Source organism: Mesorhizobium sp. M2A.F.Ca.ET.043.02.1.1 (assembly GCF_003952405.1).
Lineage (GTDB): Bacteria > Pseudomonadota > Alphaproteobacteria > Rhizobiales > Rhizobiaceae > Mesorhizobium.
On the sequence record NZ_CP034445.1, the window covers coordinates 3,517,219 to 3,536,874 of the forward strand.

Here is a 19,656-nt window from a genome sequence, read left to right on the forward strand (position 1 = left end):
GTGGACCCGCTTGGATCAAATCTGCCTCAGCGTGCTGGCTGGAGCCCTTATGGTGATCAGTTCCGAGGTTGGGTTTGGCTCAGCCTGCAGGTCAAGCAGCCCCGCACACCGCTAGCCCGCCCGTCATGGAAGTAACCCCCTACTAATGAAGGTTTTGACGACCATGTCAGACGACAAGAAATCCACGACCGTTGACGCCGAAATGAAGGCCGCGGCGGCCCTGACGACGAAGGTGTTGGCGATCGGTAGTTGGACAGCCAAGGCCACGCCGGAAACACGGCCTCCTGTCATGCCGTTCGAGGCGCGCGACACCATGCGCCTGCAATTGGCTGGCAAGATCGACCAATGGTTCGCCAAGACCGATGGATCGGGCGCCGTGTTCCTGATGAACGTGACCGATCCCGCCGAGGCGCACGCATTGCTCGAGGTGCTGCCTCTGGGCCGCGCCGGCATGATGACGTTCGAACTCATCCCTGTGGGACCGCTTTGGCCCCTCGGCTTGCTGCTGCGCGAACCGGCCAGATAGAACCGGCCGGTCCGGCCTCGGGTCGCAAGGCCCGAGCCGGCGCCCTTACGATCCATTTGCAAGGAGAACGGCCATGACCAACCGCAAGACAACGGCAGGCCTCCAAGTCCCGCGCCGCGCATTGCTTGTCGCCGCTACCGGCGTGGCTGCGACGGTCGCATTTCACCGATCAGCGTCTGCGGCCACCAACAAAATCCCCACAGCCCATTCTTCCAGCCCCGAGAAAGGTGCCAGCCCGATGACGACCGCGACAATGAAAGACGGCGCGAAGATCTACTTCAAGGACTGGGGCGCCGGCCCGGTCGTCACCTTCTCCCATGGATGGCCGCTCACCGCGGACGCCTGGGACGCCCAGATGCTGTTCCTGGGGAACAATGGCTACCGCGTCATCGCCCACGATCGCCGCAGCCATGGTCGATCGGATCAGACCTGGACCGGCAACGACATGGATACCTATGCCGACGATCTCGCCACGCTTCTGGCGACGCTCGACATCAAGGGTGCAACCATGATCGGCCACTCGACGGGCGGCGGAGAGGTCGCGCGCTATATTGGCCGTCACGGCACGTCGCGTGTGTCGAAAGCGGTCTTGATTTCCGCGGTGCCTCCGCACATGGCGCAGACGCCCATGAACCCCAACAGCGCGCCGATGAGCGTGTTCGATGGCCTGCGCTCGAGCCTGGTTGCAGATCGAGCGGGGTTCTTCAAGGAACTGGCGATGCCGTTCTTCGGCTATAACCGTCCTAGCGCGAAGGTTTCGCAGGGGCAGATCGACTCCTTCTGGCTTCAGGGCATGATGGGAAGCCTCCAAGGCGAGTATGACTGCATCAAGGCCTTCTCCGAGACCGACTTCACGGATGACCTCAAGAAGATGACGATCCCAACCCTGCTCCTGCAGGGCGATGACGATCAGATCGTTCCGATCGATATTGCCTCCAGGCGTTCGGTGAAGATCCTGCCGAAGGCGACCCTCAAGGAATATGCCGGCGCCCCGCATGGCATGTGCGTCACCTACGCCGACCAAGTGAACGCAGACCTGTTGGCTTTCCTCAAAGGATGACGGGCGAAGTCATTTTGCCGATCGAGGTGCCGCGTGAAGCCATGGTGGTGCGGCGATGCATGTTCATTCTGAGCGAGGCGGAAGATGAACGAGACACAGCATGAACTTCCGATTCTCGTGACTGGCGCGGCCGGACGAATCGGCTCAGTAGGCCGAATCGTGACGGAACTGCTTCTCGCTCAAGCGATCACCGTCAAGGAACTCTGCACTCGCTATCTCGAAGATCTGAGGAATGGCCTTGTGCTCGGCAAGCGCGGGCGGCCTAAGGCCCGACGATCTCCACCGATGTCGGACGCATAGAGCGCCACATCTTTCCTCTGCTCGGGCGTCGACGGGTCAGGGATTTGGCCAAGGCCGACATCACCCAAGCCATGAAGGACATCATGGCCGGCAAGACACGCGCCAACGTGAAGACGGAAAAGCTGCGTGGGCGAGCAATCGTGCGTGGCGGAGCCGGAACAGCATCTCGGACGATCGGTCTCTTCGGCGGCATTCTCACCTACGCGGTCGAATCGAGCAGAACCCTGTGCATGGGTGAGTAAGCCGAAGGACCAGGTCAATGCGATCCGGACCACCGTCTGGCCGGCGGAGACGACCTGGCCCGGCTCGCCGAGCGTGTCGACCACCGTTCCATCGGCGTCCGCCAGCAGGACGGCGTATATCGCCTCATTCTCCGCGACCTTCGCTTCCGCCTCGGCGGCGGCGAGCTGGGCCGTGGCTGTGTCCAGCGCGGCCTTTGCCTGCTCGTAGCGCTGCCGGGGGACCCATCCGTCTTTCAGCAGATTGGCATATCGCCGTTCATCCGGTTGCGTCTGAGCCACGATCGCGCGCGCGGCAACAACGGCATTGTGCTTTGCCGTGAGCGCCAGGCGAAGATCGGTGTCTTCGATCCGCATCAGCGGCTGGCCGGCTTTGACCTGCTGGCCGACATTCACCAGCCGCTCGACGATCTTGCCGGGACGCGAAAGCCGAGATTGCTCTCCACCCTCGCCCCTATGATGCCGGTGAAGCTGCGTTCGGAACCGCTTACCCGCGCTGCCGTCGCCAGCTTGACGACGGGCGGCTCCTGTCTTGGATCGTTCGCCGCGGATGCCTCCCGCGTGGGATTGGCGAATGTGGCGAATGCCGTCGCCCCTGATACCGCGATGGCCCCTGATCCGGCCAGCAGGACCCCGCCCAGCATAATAACCGATCTCTTTTTCATGCCCGTCAGCCTCATGTCGAATTAGATTGCGTTCGAACTCTATAGGTTATAGATTACGAATGCAATCTAAAAAAGGAGGTGATGATGCGCGTGAGTCGCAATCAGGCTGAGCAGAACCGGCAAACCGTGATCGATGTGGCCAGCCGGCTTTTTCGGGAGCATGGCTTCGACGGCATCGGCCTGAAGGATCTGATGAAGGGCGCCGGGCTAACCCAAGGTGCTTTTTACAAACAGTTCGCATCAAAGGAGGACCTGGCGGCGCAGGCGTCCAGGCGGGCGATGGAGAGCTCTGCCCACCGATGGGCGGAAGCAACTGCGTCGAAACCCGAAGATCCAGTTGGTGCTGTGATCGAGTTCTACCTTAGTAGCGGGCATCGCGGAGAAAGGATGGACGGCTGCCCGGTTGTGGCGCTCGGTTCGGATGCCGCCAGGCAAGGCAGCGACGTCAAAGCGTCATTCGAAACGGGGATCAGGAAATACCTCGACCTGCTCGGCGGTTGGGTTGGCGATGCGCGTCAAGGGGATTCCCGCGACAAGGCCATGGCAATTCTCTCGACCATGGTCGGCGCGGTCATCCTTTCGAGGGCCGTCAATGACGAGGGGCTGTCGGAGCAATTCCTGCAAGCGGCCGCCGAGAGCATACGGGCGGGGCTGGCCGATGGTCGCCAACGGGGATCGGCCCAATGACAATGGCTTCTCCAACCAAAGGACGACGGGCGTCTTGGCGCCACTGGCTGGAAGAATTGCGCCGGTTTGAGGAGGCGATCGACACCACCGAGCTGGATCTCCTCGAAAGGCGAGTCAGGGAAGCGCAAGTCTCGGAGTTGCGTGCAAGGGCGAGGCAGCAGTGATGCTCACATCTTCGATTGCGAGCTTTTCGGTCGTTTGCACGCCGAGCGGCGAAACGGTCATCCAGCTCGGCTGGCTGCCGGATCCGGGCCAGCCCCGAGCCACACCGGTTGGCACCGGAAGAGTGCTGGAATCGAAAGGAGAATAGATGCGGCGGATTGTTGTTACGGGCATGGGCGCGGTTACCCCCCTTGCCGCCAATGTCGAAAGGTCTTGGTCGCGCCTCCTGGCCGGCCGCTCGGGCATCCGCAGGCTGGCCGACGAGATTGTTGGAGATTTGCCCGCGAAGGTTGGCGGCGTGGTTCCTTCCCGGGAGGAAGACCCGGAAGCCGGCCTCGATGCGAATGCCTTCGTGGCTCCAAAGGATCAGCGAAGAATCGATCGCTTCATTCTCTTCGCGCTGGCTGCGGCGGAAGAAGCGCTTGCCCAGTCTAGGTGGAAGCCGGCCTCGGAAAACGAGCGGGCTCGCACCGCGACGATCATTGCTTCAGGCGTCGGCGGGTTCCCCGCCATCACCGAGGCGGTGCGCACCGTCGATCAACGCGGCGTCCGGCGTCTTTCACCGTTCACGGTGCCGTCTTTCCTGGTGAATCTCGCTGCGGGCCACATCTCGATCCGCCACGGCTTCAAAGGCCACATCGGGGCACCGGTGACGGCGTGCGCTGCCGGCATCCAGGCGATCGGCGATGCGGCCCGTATCATCCGCGCCGATGAAGCCGACATAGCCGTGTGCGGCGGCACGGAAGCATGCATGAACACCGTCAGTCTCGGCGGTTTTGCAGCCGCACGCTCGCTCTCGACATCCTTCAACCACCGCCCCGACCAGGCCTCCCGTCCATTCGACATGTCGCGGGACGGCTTCGTCATGGGCGAAGGCGCTGGCATCCTCGTCATCGAGGAATTGAGCCATGCGCTGGCGCGCGGCGCGGAGCCGCTCGCTGAGGTAGTTGGCTATGGCACGACGGCAGACGCCCATCACGTTACTTCCGGCCCCGAGGATGGCGATGGCGCGCGGCGCGCCATGAAGATCGCGATTGCCCAAGCAGGCATTTCCCCCCGCGAGATCCGCCACCTCAACGCGCACGCGACCTCCACGCCGGTGGGCGACCTGGGCGAAATCGAAGCGATCAAAAGCGTCTTCGGCGCGGATTTCTCGATCGCCGTCAGCGGAACCAAGTCGGCGACCGGACACCTGCTCGGGGCGGCCGGCGGGCTTGGCGCGATCTTCACGATCCTGGCGCTCAGGGATCAGGTGGCACCGCCGACTCTCAATCTGAGTGCGCCCGATCCGGCGGCCGACGGAATAGACTTCGTGGCAAACAAGGCCCGGTCGATGGAGATGGACTACGCGATCGCCAACGGTTTCGGCTTCGGAGGCGTCAATGCCAGCGTGCTGTTCCGGCGCTGGGACGGAGACGGCGCGAACGGTCGAGCCGCTCCCGACTGACGCTTTCGCTCCAGACTTCTCGCTGCTCCAATCCAACCCCAAGAAAGTGATCTCCATGAATAAGACCAATCCTGGCGTCGCCATCGTCACAGGGGCATCCTCCGGCATCGGGCAAGTGACAGCCAAGGCCCTGCAGAGTGCGGGCTTTCGCGTGTTCGGAACCAGCCGTCGCGCGGTCTCCAAGAAATCCGACTGCATTGCCATGCTAACCTGCGACGTGACCGACGACGCATCCGTGGCTAAGCTGGTCGACGAGGTGCTGGCCGAGGCGGGGCGCATCGACCTGCTCGTCAACAATGCCGGCCTGGGCCTGCTTGGCGGCGCGGAAGAATCGTCGACCGCGCAGGCCCAGGCTTTGTTCGACGTGAATGTCTTCGGCGTCATCCGAATGACCAACGCGGTGCTGCCGACCATGCGACGTCAGGGAAAGGGCAGGATCGTGAACCTGAGCTCGGTGCAGGGATTCATCCCCGCTCCCTATTTCGCGCTTTATTCGTCGACCAAACATGCCGTTGAAGGCTATTCGGAATCGCTCGACCACGAACTGCGGCCGTTCGGAATTCGCGTCGCATTGGTCGAGCCGGCCTATACCCAAACGTCGTTCGAAGGCAATCTGGCCAGACCTGACCAGGTGCTCGACATCTATGACGCCGCGCGTGCCGGCATGGCCGTAGCCGTGCGGAAGGCGATGGAAAAAGGCGATACGCCCGAAGTGGTCGCCAATACCGTTCTGGCGGCCGCGACCGACCCTACGCCGAAGCGGCGCTATGCGGCGGGAAAAATGGCGCGCCAGGTCAGTGTCCTGCGCCGCTTCGTCCCCGCATCCGCATTCGACAAGAGCCTGCGAAAGCAGCTTGGCCTGCCGGTCTGACGTGGCGGCGGTTTACGCACGACAGGACATCCCATGAAGATAGGAATTATTGGGGGGGCAACATCGGCGCCGCCTTGGCGCGGAAGCTTGCGGCGGCGACCACGAGGTCAAGCTCGCCAACTCGAAGGGGCCAGACACCATTCGTGTCTGGCCCGCGACGTTGGGGTACCGCCGTGATGAAGGAGGAAGCTGTGCGGGGCGTAAGTGGCAAGGCCATAGGCGTAAGCTCCGCCAAGCTCGTAGTTGTCGAAACCGACAATGGCCATGCCCTGCGGCACGCGCAGCCCAAACTGGCCCCGGATTTCGTCGAGCGCACCAATGGCCAGGATGTCGTTCTCGCACATGGGAACATCGACCCTGTCCTTGGCGTGCGTATTCTGAAGATAGTCGCGAACGACGTCGGCCCCGGCCTGGGCGCTGTACCGTTCGGCCGAGATCACCGCGATCTCATCGACGCGGCCGGCGCCGGGAGATGACGATCTTGGCGCTACGTACGTTGTCGGCGATGAACTCGCTTTGGTAGCATTCTGCCGTACCATCGCGCAGACATTAGGACTCAGCGAAGTCGTCGCCGGTCCCGCTTGAGCGCGAGGCCGACAACCATTTCGACCATATGCCGCTTTAACGCATCCTGGCCTCTTGCGTCAAACAGATCGTGGCCGAAAATGCGCGAGAAGGTGGCACGGTTCGAGACGTTGAAGAAGCTCATCGCGCTGATGTGCCAGTGCAGTTCGAGCGGCGTCACGTCGTCACGAAACAGGGCCGCTTCGCGGCCGCGCCGGCAGATCGCCTCCAGCTTCTGGATGGCGCCTGCATTGAGCAGGCTTATCAGCTCCGACTGCCCCATATATTCGGCGTGGTGAATGTTTTCGATCATGACGATACGGATGAAGTCCGGATGTCGGCTGTGGTGTTCGAAAGTGAACTCGGCCAGTCTCGTCAGCGCTTCGAGCGGCGGCAGATCTTCAAGCTCGAGTTCCTGTTCGCCGGCGCGGACCTCCCGGTAGGCCTCTTCCAGAACCTTGCCGTACAGTCCCTCCTTGTCGCCGAAATAATAGTAAATCATGCGCTTCGACGTGTTCGTCTTGGCCGCGATCTCGTCGATGCGCGCGCCCGAGAGGCCGTTGGCGGCAAACTCCGTCATCGCCACGGCAAGAATGTTCTTGCGCACGCCCGCCGGATCCTGCTTCCAGCCGCTTCGCCCGCTTGCCGGTTTTTCGTCCATGATAGGCCCAATTCTCCCACCGCAGGGTTACCCTAGCGCGGGTTGTTTGCAAATTAACCGTTTCGTACAAAGTTGTTGACGAAATTAACCGTACGGTACAAAGTTCTGGTGACGCCGGGAGGACCTTGCCAGTGGCATGGCGGCATCGGGAGGTCGGATTGGCATCAGTTTCCGCCAGCTTCGAGGCCGATCGGCATGCCGCCGCCGATCCGCGGCGCATTCTGGTCGGCTTGATCGGGCGTGGCATTCAGCTATCGCGAACGCCGGCAATGCATGAAGCCGAGGGGAGGGCGCGAGGGATCGCCTACATCTATCGCCTGCTCGACGCCGATCACATGGGCGACGGCGCCCTGCGGCTGGACGACATACTCGCCTTCGCCGCGCATTTCGGCTTCGACGGGCTGAACGTCACATTTCCCTACAAGCAGGAGATCATTCCGCTGCTCGACGAATTGTCGGAGGCGGCGGAAAGGATCGGATCTGTCAACACGGTCGTTTTCAGCGGCGGGCGCCGCATCGGGCACAACACCGACTTCTGGGGTTTCAAAGAGAGCTTCCGGCTCGAGATGGCGAATGCGGAGCGCGATACCGTTTTGCTGCTTGGCGCAGGCGGAGCGGGCGCCGCGGTTGCTCAAGCCCTTCTCGAAAGCGGCGTCGGGCAGTTGCGGCTCTTCGATATCGAGGAAGCCAAGGCGGCCGCGCTCGCCGCAGAGCTGACGTCTCGGTTTGGCGCCAACCGCGTGACGGTTGCCTCCGACTCCGTCACGGCAGCGGCGCGGGTCGACGGGATCGTCAATGCGACGCCGGTCGGCATGGCCAAGCTGCCTGGTATCCCCCTCCATCCAGCGCTGCTAAGGCCGGATTGCTGGGTTGCCGACATCGTCTACTTCCCTCTGGAGACAGAGCTGCTCTCCGAGGCGCGGCGGCGTGGCTGCCGCACGCTGAGCGGCGAGAGCATGGCGGTCCATCAGGCGGCGCGGGCCTTCGAGCTTTTCACCGGCATCGTGCCCGACATCGATCGAATGCGGGCAGCATTCGACGCCTTCGGCGACACGCCCGTTCCGCATTCGGCGAGCGGCGACTGACGCAATCAGGAACAAGGGAATAGAACAGGGAGGATAATATGACTTTCAACGCAAACCGACGCCAGTTTCTTGTCGGCACCGGTGCCATAGCGGCCGCCGCGGCCTTTCCGGCCTTTGCGCAGGACAAGCCGAAGCTGCGCTTCTCGGCGGTGTTCTCCGAGCAGGACATCCGCGCCGAGATGATGAAAAAATTCGCCGACGCCATCAAGGACGACTTCACCTTCGAAGGCTACTACGGCGGCAACCTCTTCAAGCAGGGGACCGAGCTTGTCGCCATGCAGCGCGGCAACCTCGAAATGGGCAACATCGCCCCGCAGGACGTCTCCAAGCAGATCCCGGCATGGTCCATCGTCACCGCGGGTTATCTGTTCAGAGACGCCGGCCATATGAGGAAATTCTTCGCAAGCGAGACGGGCGCGGAGCTGAAGAAGATGACTGAAGACCAGCTCGGCATAAAGGTGCTCGGGCCTACCTACTTCGGTGTGCGCCAGTTGGGCCTCAAGCCCGACAGGGAGGTCAAGACACCGGCCGACCTGGCCGGCGTCAAGCTCAGGATGCCTGGCGGCGACGCCTGGCAGTTCCTCGGCAAGGCGCTGGGCGCCAACCCGACCCCGATGGCCTATGCCGAAGTCTATACAGGCCTGCAGACCGGTGCGATCGACGGGCAGGACAATCCGCTGCCGAATGTCGAGAACATGAAATTCTACGAGGTGATGTCACAGATCGTGCTGACGTCGCATCTCGTCGGCTTCGATCTTCTGGCCGTCTCCAAGAAGGTGTGGGACGAGATGGGAGCCGACAAGCAGGGGCGGCTCCAGGCCGCGGCCGACGCGGCCATCGAGTTCTCGACCGGCAAGCATCTGGCACGGGAAAAGGAATTGGTCGAGTTTTTCAAAGGCAAGGGGCTGAAGCTCTATGAGCCAGACGTCGCCGCCTTCCGCAAGCACGTGCAAGAGCAGTATCTGGCGTCCGACCTGGCGAAAGACTGGCCGGCCGGCATGCTGGAGAAAATCAACGCGCTCTGAACCGATCCGGCTCCAGGGTGAATACCGTGGAGCCGGCGCCGCCACGCCGCCGCCGTGAGGGACCAATCTTGAACGCCAATCCGCGCGAAATCGCCGGCCGACTCTATCGCCTCGCGGAGGCCGTGCTGGCCGCCATGATGGCGCTGATGTTTGCCACGTTCATCCTGCAGATCGTCTTTCGCTATCTGCTGAATTTCCCGATCGGATGGACCAACGAGCTCAGTGTGATGCTGTGGATTTGGCTGGTGCTCTGGGGCGCCGCCTTCGTGATCCGGGAGGAAGAAGAGATCCGCTTCGACCTCTTCTACGCATCGGCAGGACCAGGCATCCGCCGCGTCATGTTCATGACGGCGGCCGTGGCGCTCATCGTGCTCTACACGATCTCGTTGCCAGCGGTGTTCGATTACGTGACCTTCATGAAGGTCGAGCACACCGCCTACCTGAAGTTCCGCTTCGACTGGCTCTTCTCGATCTATCTTGTCTTTGCCGTCGCGACCCTCATGCGCTACCTGTGGCTTTCTTGGCAGGCAGCCTTCGGTCCGGCGCCTGAAAAGCCGGACACAGATGGGGTCCGGCACGTGAACCTCGCCAGCCCCTTCTCCCTGTCGGTCATCGCGATCACGACACTGGCGTTTCTCGGTCTGCCGATCGGCCATGCCATGATCGCCGGCTCGATCCTTTATCTGCTGCTTGCCGGGCTCGACATGGGCACAGTTGCCGAACAGTTGCTGAACGGCATGTATGCCAACTACATCATCCTCGCCGTGCCCCTTTTCGTGCTGGCGGCCGAACTTATGAACATCGGCTCGATGACCGAGCGGCTGCTTCGATTCTGCAATGCCATTGTCGGCCGCTTTCGCGGCGGCCTCGCTTTCGTCAACGTTGTCCAGGCGATCATCTTTGCCGGCATGTCGGGCTCGGCTATCGCCGACGCCGCCGGGCCCGGCAAGCTGATGCAGAAGATGATGACCAAGGACGGCAAATACCCGCCGAGCTACGCCGCCGCGCTCTCCGCCGCGACGGCGGTGATCGGACCGATCATCCCGCCCTCGATCCCGATGGTAGTCTACGCCCTCGTCTCCGACGCCTCGATCGGCTACCTCTTCCTCGGCGGCGTGGTGCCCGGCTTGCTGATGGCGGCGGGTCAGATGACCATCGTCGCCTATCATGCGCGCGTCCGCGGCTTTCCGGTCGAACCGCCGACGCCGCTGCGCGAGATGCCGCGCATCACCTGGCAGGCGTTGCCCTCGCTGATGATGCCGGTGGTGTTGCTGGGCGGCATCTACAGCGGCGCAACCACGCCGACGGAGGCGGCCGCCGTCGCCGGCGCCTACGCCTTGCTGGTCTCAGTCGTCCTCTATCGCAGCGTGAGTTTCGCCGATTTCTACCGCTCGGTGCTGGTGAGCGCCCGCACCAGCGCCTCGATCGGCATGTTGATCGGCGGTGCGCTGGTGTTCAACTATGTGGTGACCGTCGAGAACATCCCGCAGTCGGTGAGCGCGTTGCTGCAGGCCTGGCAGCTATCGCCCACAGGCTTCCTGATCCTCGTCAACATCCTGCTTTTGCTGCTGGGCTGCGTGCTGGAGGGAACAACCATCCTGCTGGTCATCGTGCCGGTGCTCATCCCGACTGCGCGGGCGCTGGGCATCGATCTGGTGCATTTCGGCGTGGTGGTCGTCGTCAACATCATGCTTGGCCTCGTCACGCCGCCTTATGGCCTGCTGCTCTTCATCATGGCCAGGATCGCCGAAGTGCCATTTAGGGACCTGGTGCGCAATGTACTGCCTTTCCTCGGGGCAATGATCGGCTCGCTGGCGCTGATCACCTTCTTTCCGGGGCTTGTGCTCTGGCTACCGCGCTTGCTCGGCTATCAGGGGTGACAGGGAGCTTCGGAATGAAATCAATCTTTGTGATCAATGGCCCGAACCTCAACCGCCTCGGCACACGCGAACCTGAGATCTACGGCAGGACGACGCTCGCGGAGATCGAGGCTATGTGCCGCGAGGCGGCCGGCGAACATCCGCTCCGCTTCCACCAGTCCAATTTCGAGGGCGAGATCGTCAACTGGATCCACCAGGCGATCGACGACGGCGCCGGCATCATCATCAATCCGGCTGGCTTTTCTTTCACCTCGATCGCCATTCTCGACGCGCTGAAGATGTTCGCCGGGCCGATCGTCGAGCTGCATATTTCCAACATCCACCGGCGCGAGGAAATCTATCACCGCTCGCTGGTCTCGAAGGTCGCGACCGCTGTCATCGCCGGTCTCGGACCTCGCGGATATGCGACTGCCGTGAAATCGCTGAAGGAATTGATCGACGCATAGCGGCTCCATCACCCGCTCGCGGAAACGGGCGAATGAACGAACTGGTTAGTATAGACCGGCATGACTTTTAACCATCAAAGGGGAAGGAGAAATCGCATGTGCCCTCCAGGATGCCTTCACTCGATCTGCGAAAATGCGACGCGCAGAGGCTTGCTCAAAGCCGGATTTACACTTGGGCTTGGCGCGGCGGCGGTCGCCGCGCTTCCGGCAGTGCCGCCAGCCCAGGCGTCGCCGATCAGTTTCACCGATACGGTCGACCTCTCGCATGCGCTCTATGAGGGCTTTCCGACCTTCAGCGGTGAGAAATGGTTCACCGTCGAACATCTCGTCACCTTTGCCAAGGATAAGGTGAACCTCAATCGCTGGACGATCGTCGAGCATAGTGGCACGCATATGGACGCGCCGATCCACTTCTCCGCAGATGGAATGACGGCGGATCTGATCCCGATTGCGGACCTGATCGTCCCGGTCGCCGTCATCAATATCGCAGCGCGTGCAGCCGAGAATGCGGACACCGCTTTGACCCCGGACGACATCCAGGCCTGGGAATCGAAGAACGGTCCCCTGCCGGAAGGCTGCTGCGTGGTGATGAACTCCGGCTGGCACAAGCTGGTCGGCGATCCAAAATTCGCTGGCAGAGACGACCAGAAGAAGAACCACACCCCTGGTTTTCATGTAGAGGCCGCGCAGTTTCTGATCAACGAACGCAAGGTGAAGGGTATCGGCGTCGATACCCTCTCGCTCGACACCGGCTTAAACTCGAGCGGAGCTTTTCCAGTCCACTACGAATGGCTGGGCAGCGGCCGTTGGGGCGTGGAGTGCCTGACTAATCTCGATGCGATCCCGGAAGCCGGCGCACGTCTTTTTCTCGGCATTCCGAAGGTTAAGGGCGCGACTGGTGGACCAACGCGTGCCATCGCGCTCCTTTGACGCGCCAACGACGATGAAGACCTCCATCGCCACCGTCTCGATCAGCGGCGACCTTCGCGAAAAGCTCGCGGCCATAGCCGCGGCCGGATTCGATGGCGTGGAGATCTTCGAGAACGACTTCCTGGCTTTCGACGGAACGCCGGCCGAAGTGGGACGCATGGTTCGCGATCATGGGCTGGAAATTACGGTCTTCCAGCCATTCCGTGATTTCGAAGGATTGCCGGAGCCGCAAAGACAGCACGCCTTCGACAGGGCCGAACGCAAGTTCGACCTGATGCGGGAACTCGGCACCGACCTGATGGTTGTCTGCTCCAACGTCTCGCCAATGGCGCTTGGCGGCATAGACCGGGCCGCCGCCGACTTCCGCGAACTGGGCGAGCGCGCGGCGCGCCGGGGCCTGCGCGTCGGCTACGAAGCGCTGGCTTGGGGGCGCCATATCAACGACCACCGCGACGCATGGGAGATCGTGCGCCGCGCGGACCATCCGAGCATCGGCCTCATCCTCGATTCCTTCCACACACTGGCGAGAAAGACCGACGTCGGGACCATCCGCGCCATCCCCGGGGACCGCATCTTCATCGTGCAGCTTGCCGACGCACCTCTGATCGACATGGACCTGCTCTATTGGAGCCGCCATTTCCGCAACATGCCGGGAGAGGGCGACTTGCCGGTCATCGACTTCATGCGGGCGGTAGCGGCGACAGGCTACGACGGGCCTTTGTCCCTGGAGATATTCAACGACCAGTTCCGTGGCGGCTCGCCGAAGTCGATCGCCATGGATGGAAGGCGCTCGCTTATCTACCTGATGGACCAGGTGCGCCGTGCCGAGCCTGGAATTGCAATCGATCCGCCGGAGATGCCGGACCGCATCGGCGTTTCGGGCATCGAATTCATCGAGTTCGCGGCCAACGAGCAGGAAGGCGAAGAACTGGCGGCGCTTCTCTCGACCATGGGCTTTTCGCTGTCCGCCCGCCACAAGAACCGCGACGTGACCGTCTGGCGGCAAGGTGGCCACCGTGGCGTCAACATCGTCATCAACACCGGACACGATGGTTTTGCCCATTCCTCCTATGTCGTGCACGGAACCAACGCCTATGCGATGGGGCTGAGGGTTGCCGATGCCGCGGCGACGGTGGCGCGGGCAAGGGCGCTTGGCGCGGAGACCTTCTCCGAGCAGCGCGGTCCGGGCGAATTCTCTATTCCCGCCATCCGCGGCGTTGGCGGCGGTGTTATCTATTTCGTCGACGATACGCTCGCCAAAGTCTGGGACGTCGAATTCGATCCGCTGCCGCAAACAGGCGACACGGGCTGCGGCCTCGTCGGTATCGATCATGCCGCCCAGACGATGAACTATGAGGAGATGCTCACCTGGCTCCTTTTCTACACCTCCATCTTCCGAACTCGAAAATTGCCAGTGGTCGACGTCGTCGATCCGAGCGGTCTGGTGCGAAGCCAGGTCGTCGAGGGCTCAGATGGCGGACTGCGGCTCACGCTCAACGGCGCCGAAAGCCGCAAGACGCTGGCGGGCCGTTTCATCGCCGATAGCTTTGGCTCCGGCATTCAGCACATCGCCTTCGCCTGCGATGATATTTTTGTCACGGCGGCTCGGTTGAAACTGCTTGGCTTCCACGCGTTGGAAATCTCGGCGAATTACTACGATGACCTTGAAGCCCGCCTGGGGGCCTGGATCCCGATCTGACGAACCGCTTGCGGGCCGGTAACATCCTCTACGACCGGGACGAGACCGGCGAGTATTTCCAGCTCTACAGCCAAAACTATGGCGAGGGCCTTTTCTTCGAGGTCGTCGAGCGACGAAAAGGCTACAAGGGCTACGGCGCCGTCAATGCACCCTTCCGCATCGCTGCTCTGAAGCGACTGCTGCCACCGAGCGGAATGCCGAGGTGATCGGGGGACATTCGATATCGACGAGTCCTCACCCAGGGAAGGCCGTCCGGGCGCGCAAGACCCGTTACGCTGCCGGCAAATCCGTCAAGCCCATGATCGCTATCCGCAAATGGTTCGGCGGCCGCATGGTCGACCGGATCACCATGAGCCAGATGCGATAAACAAGCCCAGAATGGGCCGCTTGGCGGCGGCCCATTGGCGATGTGAATTACAGGAGAACAGATCATGGGTGCAACTCCCGCTGAGGTAGCAACCTGCGGAATAGCACCTCTTCGCCGGGCCACCGATTCCGCCCTCTGGCTAGCCGCCCCGAAAGCCGACTGTCCGTGTCCGACCCCATTTTCGATCAAGTTGAGCGTTGCTCACGTGGGCAGCGCTCAACCTTCTATTTCTTAACTCGTCCATTGGAAGCTGATGCTTTCACGCTCATTTGCCCGAATCTGCGGGTTTGCGGCGACATGGCTCCCTCAAGCTCAGGTTCTCAGCGCTTACGCCGCTCAGCCTGAACGCGTTTCAGCTAAGCAAGGTGTGGCGCTAAGTTCTTGTCCTGCAATTGGAAATTGGCGCACCCGACAAGATTCGAACTTGTGACCTCTGCCTTCGGAGGGCGTCAGCCGCTTGCCGATTTCCGCTTTGATCCCCGTGCTTTAGCGGCTGTCGCCTTGGTGGCTTGTACGCGTCCTGTACGGAGGGCGGCTTGTACCTTGCCGGTCGCATCCTCGGCGTGAGTGTAGGTTTTCTGCATCAGCGTCAAGTCTGCCCAGCGGCCGGCCTTGGCCACCGTGCGGGCGTCGAGCTTCTGCCTGACAAGCATTTCGGTGGCGAAGCCATGCCGGCCGGCGGCGTGGGGCATGATCTCGCTGATGCCGGCTTTCTTGCATGCGGTCTTCCATGCCTTGTAGACGCCGTCCTTGTTGGCGTAGCCGAACACGCGCGCTTCCTTGACGCGCGTCTTGCCGTGCGGACCTTTGCGCGGGCGGCGCGGCGGAAGGTTCGCCAGCTCGACAACCAGGTCCATCGGGATATCGACCCATTGCGCTTCCATGCCCTTGGCCTCGGGCATCCAGACGCGGGCGTTCTGCAGGTCGAGGTCGGCCGGCCTGAGCGCGACGGCCTGGCCGATGCGGGCGCCCGTCACGAACATGAAATGCGCCATGGCAGCCTGGTAGCGGTTCGCCTTGGTGCGGAAGGCGAGCAGCCATTCCCATGAGCCCGGCGTCTTCTCGACGCGGCTCTTCCTGCCGCGGGCTCGGTCCTGTTTCAGCCGCTCGGCTTTCGGATAGGCCTTGATCCGGATCGGCGGGCATTTGCCGAGATCGTGCGCGTTGTTGATGACCGCGCGCACTGGCGTCACGACGTGGCGCTGCCAGGTGTCGGTCGAGCCCATGGGATAGAGCGTGGGGCCGAGGTTGCGCACCTCCTGCGGCATGATCGAGGCGCAGGCGCGGTCCTCGAGGTGCGGCAGGATCTTCGCAAGGTCGCCGGCTTCCATCGGGTTCGCGGGATAGAGCAGCACCGCGTCGGCGAAGGTCAGCGCCCTTTCGTCTCCAACGAGATCACGTTTGATCTCCTTGAGTTCGAAGGCCGCGACTGCCGCTTGGGCGTCCCTTTCTGGCGCTGTGAAAGGTATGCCAGAGCTTTGTCGGTAGTATTTGCCGCCCGGTATGCGGTCGATTCGGCCTTTGAACCACCACCATCCGTCGCGTTCGTAGAGTTCGAGGGGCAAGTCTGCGGCTCCTGAAACAGTCGGTCGATATGTTCCGGCAGAAGCATCATCACTTTGCCGAGCATCCGGCAAGCCCCGAGCCGGCGCGCGTTCTCGCGGATCGTCCTGGCGGACAGATGCACGCCGCGCTCCGCTTTGAAGATTTTGACCCATTCCTCGGGCGTCTTGCCGTTTTCGAGAATGAGGCTGGTCACGGCTTCGCCCTCCGGATGGCGTTGCCGCTGGTGACCATGACGAAGCCGTCGGCGAATTCGACACGGATCGAGTTGAAGCGCGGCGACGCCGGCTGGCCGAAGCCCGGCAGCGCGAATGTTCCCGCCGCCGCCTTGCTGCGCGCAGTAATAGCGCAGGGCTGTCCTTTGCGGCTGAACCGGTCCCAACGGTATATGTAGGTCATAGCAGTGACCCCTGCGCGATCGGTGCCGGCGTTCCTGGCGGCAGCATCCATCGCGCCGGCTTGGGCACGTCCGCCGCGTCCATTGGCTTCCACTCAAAGAATCCGAGTGCGCCTGATGCCGGAACGAAATCGACGGCGCGGACGTCGGCGAGCACCAGGGCGCGCGGTCCGAAGAACCACGGGCTGTCGTGCTCCTTGACGATGTCGACAACGGTTGCCGCGCCGACGATGCCGCCGCGGGGGAGATCGGCCGGCGCCGGGCAGTCATGGCCGAGTGAGCGAAAGAGATGCGCCGCGTCTTCGTACTCGGCGCGCGTCATGCCTTGGGCGGCATGCACGGCGAACTCGCCCCGGAATTTCAGCGCTGGATTGGGCGCGCGCCAACTGCGGTTTTCGACGGGCTTCCAGCCCATGACGATGGCATAGGCCCAAGGCTGGCGGATGGAGAGGGCGAGGCGCGGAATCAAAGCAGTGTCCTCTGTCTCGGGTCGGCGGGCTTAGACGCGTCGCCGAAGCCCTTGGCGCGCAGCTCGGCGATCTGCTTCAGCTTTTCCTCGTCGCCCTTGCGCCTGGCTTCGAATTCGAGCGGGCCATACTTGTCTGTCTCGATCGCGCCGGCGGCGACGGCCAGCGCGCGCTTGGACTGCGCGATGTCGAAATGCTCCCAGGATGCATCCATGCCGGGCAGGCCGGTGCCGGCCGGGCGCTGGAACCATTTGCGCTGGACGCCGATACGGTCGGCCATGGCGAACAGCTCGGCGCGCGTGTCGGCCCACATGTGGCACATGACCATCTTGCCGAAGGGCGCGCGCATGTTGTCGACGTAGACACTCATTGCGCCAGCACCTTGCGAAACTTGGGCATGCCGTTGTGCTCGACGCCGCCGGCGTCGCGCTTGCTGATGCGTTTGGCGCTGCTAAAGTGACGGTTATGAACACGACCCACGCATACCTTGCCGGAATTCTCGATGCGGATGGGTTCATCACGATCCAACGGACGACCAAAAACCGCGTGGCTCCCAGCGGGCACAAGTGGTCGCCGACTTACTACACCGCCAAGGTTGGGATTGCTGGAACTCGCGACGCGCCACACAAGCTCGCGCTGGAGGTATTTGGTGGATCGATCACAACCTATCACCCCGCCAATGCCAAACACCGAACGACTTACCAATGGAACATTTCCGGGCCGAAGGCGGCGTTCGTGCTCCGAGCGGTGTTGCCATATCTGCGGGTCAAGCACCGGCAAGCAGAACTCGCGCTTGAGCTCGTAGAGCTGGTTCACGTGCAGTTCGAGGAGATAAAGCGGACGCTTAAGCCGCCTTACAGCGTGCCGCCGGCAATGACCGCCGCGCGTCATGCTCTTTATGAAGCGGTGATTGGCTTGAACGAACCTAGAAACAGGGGACATGGTCGCCTCTTGGAAACTCGTTCCATTCACGATCATCGAGAAGACGACCGCTCGCCTTCGATCTTACCCCGCCCCATTGCTTGAAGAAGAACGGCACGCCGGCGGCTGCACATTGATCGCGGATCGAACGCGCCCATGCGGGATGCATCGGACGGGCATCCGGTCCGCTCTCGCCGCCGACGATGATCCAGTCGAGGCTTGGGAGTTCGGGCGGCGTTATCTGCGTGCGGGTATTCAAGCTGCATTCAGCTGGCGATCGCGCGAGATAGCCGCCGTGGGTCACGAGACCGCGAAGCCCGTCAATCCAGGGCTCGCCCTGGGGGTTGTATTGCCGAAGATTTCTGAAATCGATCGGCCCAAGCAACGGCTCGGCGGAGACGAAGCGGATGGCTGCCGGCGTCGCCAGCAACTCGGGTATTCGCTCGTCGGCCTCCTGCTGTCGCTCGGCCGAGACGCCGAGCCAGACGTTCGGCAGCGGCCATTGGTCGAGATAGACGCGAAGTCCGGGCGGCGCCTGACGCTCGTCCATGCCGGGCGCAATCAGCACGACCTGAATCTGCCGCTCGATTACCAGATTGCAGACGAGGTCATAGACGCGATGCTTCGTCGCCGGGTCGGAAAGATAGCGCCGCATCCGGTCCGCGCGCTTCGTCAACGGCTGATAGGTATGATGCGGCGTGACGGCCATCACCGCGAAGGTCTGGTCGATCCACTCTTCGGGCACATCCTCATGGAACAGGTCGCCCATGGAGTTGACGAAGATGCGGCGCGGCTCTTTCCAGCGCAGCGGCTGGGTCAGGATCCGCTCGGGCGCCAGCGCCAGCTTTCCGGTCCAGACGGCATTACCGTTCACCTTCTTCGTGGTGCCGGCGTAGTGCGGCGCGCCGCCCATGGCCTCAATCCGCGCCGCCATCTTCATGGCGTAGCAATGCGTGCAGCCGGCGGTGGCGATCGAGCACCCGACAATCGGATTCCACGTCGCGTCGGTCCATTCGATTGGCGATTTGTCAGCCATCAGCGCAGCCCCAAATAGAGCAAGCCAACGCCGATCACGGCGGTGGCGGTCATCAGGCCGATCAGGATGCGGCGCGCGGCTTTCGATTCAGCCGGCCGGACGTCGATGCAGCCGTCTCCGCACAGGCAATCCGGCCAGCGGCGGCAGATAGTCAGGTGTTCGCGCTGGACCTTCATGGCAGCAACCAGCCGAGCGCGATGAAGGGCGTGGCGAAGGCGATCAGGCAGGCGGTGATGAGGCCTGCCGGGCCGTCGCCGCCGATGGCGGCGAGGAGCTTGGCGGGATCGATGGCGCGATCAAGGTCGGCCAGGATCTCGGACGGGCGGCGCTGCGCCATGAGCTGGCGCGAAATCCACGCCTCGTGCTCGGGCGATCGCGCGGCCTCGGCGATCAGCTTTTCGGCGACGGTCGGCATGGCGGTCAGGCCACGCGGCGGACGGCGCGCATCTTGGCCATGTCGGCCGCGTCCAAGCCGTGTCTTTCGATCTCGGCACGGGTGAAGCTGGAATGCTCGGCCAGGCTGTCGGCCGTCACGGCGATGCCGTTCATGCCCATTTCGAGCATCTTGTCGGCCATGCTCTCGACAATCGATTTCTTTGCGAGAGCCGCCTTGGTCGGCTTCGGCATGGTTTCGTGCAGGGCATAGTGAAGCATTGGT

The 19,656-nt window shown here is 62.7% G+C and carries 21 protein-coding genes and 5 pseudogenes; 13 read left to right on the forward strand and 13 right to left on the reverse strand.

The genetic code is table 11. From position 1 onward, the window contains the following. The first annotated feature begins 163 nt into the window (after positions 1-163). The 3 genes and pseudogenes from EJ068_RS32955 to EJ068_RS33320 form a co-directional block, all read left to right on the forward strand. Positions 164-526, forward strand: a complete 363-nt coding sequence (locus EJ068_RS32955) for a hypothetical protein (protein WP_245463134.1) — start codon at positions 164-166, stop codon at positions 524-526. A 238-nt stretch (positions 527-764) separates the two neighbouring features. Beyond that, the gene (locus tag EJ068_RS16815) at positions 765-1,586 is read left to right on the forward strand and encodes an alpha/beta hydrolase (RefSeq protein ID WP_127251895.1); all 822 of its coding nucleotides are present in this window, start codon (positions 765-767) and stop codon (positions 1,584-1,586) included. A gap of 84 nt (positions 1,587-1,670) precedes the next feature. Continuing rightward, positions 1,671-2,101, forward strand: a pseudogene (locus EJ068_RS33320) (integrase); the annotation flags it as partial. 48 nt (positions 2,102-2,149) lie between these two features. Here the strand turns inward: EJ068_RS33320 and EJ068_RS16825 are convergent. Next, positions 2,150-2,790 (reverse strand): annotated as a pseudogene (locus tag EJ068_RS16825) (efflux RND transporter periplasmic adaptor subunit); the annotation flags it as partial. A gap of 84 nt (positions 2,791-2,874) precedes the next feature. Between EJ068_RS16825 and EJ068_RS16830 the strand changes: the two are divergent. The 3 genes from EJ068_RS16830 to EJ068_RS16840 all read left to right on the forward strand — a co-directional run bounded on the left by EJ068_RS16830 (position 2,875) and on the right by EJ068_RS16840 (position 5,957). Further along, positions 2,875-3,477 carry a TetR/AcrR family transcriptional regulator gene (locus EJ068_RS16830; protein ID WP_127251887.1) on the forward strand — a complete coding sequence of 201 codons (603 nt, stop codon included), beginning with the start codon at positions 2,875-2,877 and terminating at the stop codon, positions 3,475-3,477. A 310-nt stretch (positions 3,478-3,787) separates the two neighbouring features. Beyond that, a complete protein-coding gene (gene fabF / locus EJ068_RS16835; protein ID WP_127251886.1) occupies positions 3,788-5,086 on the forward strand; it encodes a beta-ketoacyl-ACP synthase II in 1,299 nt (432 codons plus the stop codon). Positions 5,087-5,141: 55 nt separating this feature from the next. Beyond that, positions 5,142-5,957: an oxidoreductase gene (locus tag EJ068_RS16840; RefSeq protein WP_127251885.1), complete on the forward strand. Its 816-nt coding sequence runs from the start codon at positions 5,142-5,144 to the stop codon at positions 5,955-5,957. Between the two features lie 200 nt (positions 5,958-6,157). On the opposite strand, the pseudogene EJ068_RS16845 reads toward EJ068_RS16840, so the two are convergent. After that, positions 6,158-6,406, reverse strand: a pseudogene (locus tag EJ068_RS16845) (substrate-binding domain-containing protein); the annotation flags it as partial. Positions 6,407-6,513: 107 nt separating this feature from the next. Then, the gene (locus tag EJ068_RS16850; RefSeq protein ID WP_127251884.1) at positions 6,514-7,182 is read right to left on the reverse strand and encodes a TetR/AcrR family transcriptional regulator; all 669 of its coding nucleotides are present in this window, start codon (positions 7,180-7,182) and stop codon (positions 6,514-6,516) included. 158 nt (positions 7,183-7,340) lie between these two features. On the opposite strand from EJ068_RS16850, the gene EJ068_RS16855 reads away from it, so the two are divergent. From EJ068_RS16855 to EJ068_RS16880, 7 genes and pseudogenes are all read left to right on the forward strand, one after another. Continuing rightward, the gene (locus tag EJ068_RS16855) at positions 7,341-8,267 is read left to right on the forward strand and encodes a shikimate dehydrogenase (protein WP_210212007.1); all 927 of its coding nucleotides are present in this window, start codon (positions 7,341-7,343) and stop codon (positions 8,265-8,267) included. 38 nt (positions 8,268-8,305) lie between these two features. Further along, a complete protein-coding gene (dctP, locus tag EJ068_RS16860; RefSeq protein WP_127386467.1) occupies positions 8,306-9,292 on the forward strand; it encodes a TRAP transporter substrate-binding protein DctP in 987 nt (328 codons plus the stop codon). Positions 9,293-9,438: 146 nt separating this feature from the next. After that, positions 9,439-9,792 (forward strand): annotated as a pseudogene (locus EJ068_RS33325) (TRAP transporter small permease subunit); the annotation flags it as partial. A 78-nt stretch (positions 9,793-9,870) separates the two neighbouring features. Continuing rightward, positions 9,871-11,172, forward strand: a complete 1,302-nt coding sequence (locus EJ068_RS16865; RefSeq protein ID WP_245463468.1) for a TRAP transporter large permease — start codon at positions 9,871-9,873, stop codon at positions 11,170-11,172. A gap of 14 nt (positions 11,173-11,186) precedes the next feature. Continuing rightward, positions 11,187-11,618 (forward strand): type II 3-dehydroquinate dehydratase, encoded by a 432-nt coding sequence (locus EJ068_RS16870; protein WP_127252247.1) that lies wholly within the window; start codon positions 11,187-11,189, stop codon positions 11,616-11,618. Between the two features lie 150 nt (positions 11,619-11,768). Then, the gene (locus tag EJ068_RS16875) at positions 11,769-12,548 is read left to right on the forward strand and encodes a cyclase family protein (protein ID WP_210212008.1); all 780 of its coding nucleotides are present in this window, start codon (positions 11,769-11,771) and stop codon (positions 12,546-12,548) included. A 13-nt stretch (positions 12,549-12,561) separates the two neighbouring features. Further along, positions 12,562-14,453, forward strand: a pseudogene (locus EJ068_RS16880) (TIM barrel protein). Positions 14,454-15,063: 610 nt separating this feature from the next. On the opposite strand, the gene EJ068_RS16890 reads toward EJ068_RS16880, so the two are convergent. Genes EJ068_RS16890 through EJ068_RS16925 form a run of 10 tightly spaced genes read right to left on the reverse strand, consistent with a single transcriptional unit; the run spans position 15,064 to position 19,652 of the window. Then, positions 15,064-15,969, reverse strand: coding sequence for a tyrosine-type recombinase/integrase (locus tag EJ068_RS16890; RefSeq protein ID WP_210212009.1), 906 nt, complete (start codon positions 15,967-15,969; stop codon positions 15,064-15,066). 14 nt (positions 15,970-15,983) lie between these two features. Then, complete coding sequence (locus EJ068_RS32960) at positions 15,984-16,373, reverse strand: hypothetical protein (RefSeq protein ID WP_210212010.1); 390 nt, start codon at positions 16,371-16,373, stop codon at positions 15,984-15,986. After that, positions 16,370-16,576 (reverse strand): hypothetical protein, encoded by a 207-nt coding sequence (locus EJ068_RS16895; protein ID WP_129554625.1) that lies wholly within the window; start codon positions 16,574-16,576, stop codon positions 16,370-16,372. Before EJ068_RS16895 ends, EJ068_RS32960 begins: the two co-directional genes overlap by 4 nt. Next, on the reverse strand, positions 16,573-17,043 hold the full coding sequence (locus EJ068_RS16900) for an ASCH domain-containing protein (RefSeq protein ID WP_245463135.1): 471 nt from the start codon (positions 17,041-17,043) through the stop codon (positions 16,573-16,575). Before EJ068_RS16900 ends, EJ068_RS16895 begins: the two co-directional genes overlap by 4 nt. Then, entirely contained in the window at positions 17,040-17,411 is a 372-nt protein-coding gene (locus EJ068_RS16905) for a DUF4031 domain-containing protein (protein ID WP_129554626.1), read from the reverse strand. Before EJ068_RS16905 ends, EJ068_RS16900 begins: the two co-directional genes overlap by 4 nt. Then, entirely contained in the window at positions 17,408-17,983 is a 576-nt protein-coding gene (locus EJ068_RS16910; RefSeq protein ID WP_129554627.1) for a hypothetical protein, read from the reverse strand. The genes EJ068_RS16905 and EJ068_RS16910 overlap by 4 nt, the downstream gene beginning before the upstream one ends. Then, entirely contained in the window at positions 17,967-18,998 is a 1,032-nt protein-coding gene (locus tag EJ068_RS16915; RefSeq protein ID WP_129554628.1) for a phage Gp37/Gp68 family protein, read from the reverse strand. Before EJ068_RS16915 ends, EJ068_RS16910 begins: the two co-directional genes overlap by 17 nt. Then, positions 18,998-19,174 carry a hypothetical protein gene (locus tag EJ068_RS32665; RefSeq protein ID WP_189512483.1) on the reverse strand — a complete coding sequence of 59 codons (177 nt, stop codon included), beginning with the start codon at positions 19,172-19,174 and terminating at the stop codon, positions 18,998-19,000. The genes EJ068_RS16915 and EJ068_RS32665 overlap by 1 nt, the downstream gene beginning before the upstream one ends. After that, a complete protein-coding gene (locus EJ068_RS16920; RefSeq protein ID WP_129554629.1) occupies positions 19,171-19,413 on the reverse strand; it encodes a hypothetical protein in 243 nt (80 codons plus the stop codon). Before EJ068_RS16920 ends, EJ068_RS32665 begins: the two co-directional genes overlap by 4 nt. Positions 19,414-19,418: 5 nt before the next feature. Further along, positions 19,419-19,652 carry a hypothetical protein gene (locus EJ068_RS16925; RefSeq protein WP_129554630.1) on the reverse strand — a complete coding sequence of 78 codons (234 nt, stop codon included), beginning with the start codon at positions 19,650-19,652 and terminating at the stop codon, positions 19,419-19,421. Between the last annotated feature and the right edge of the window lie 4 nt (positions 19,653-19,656).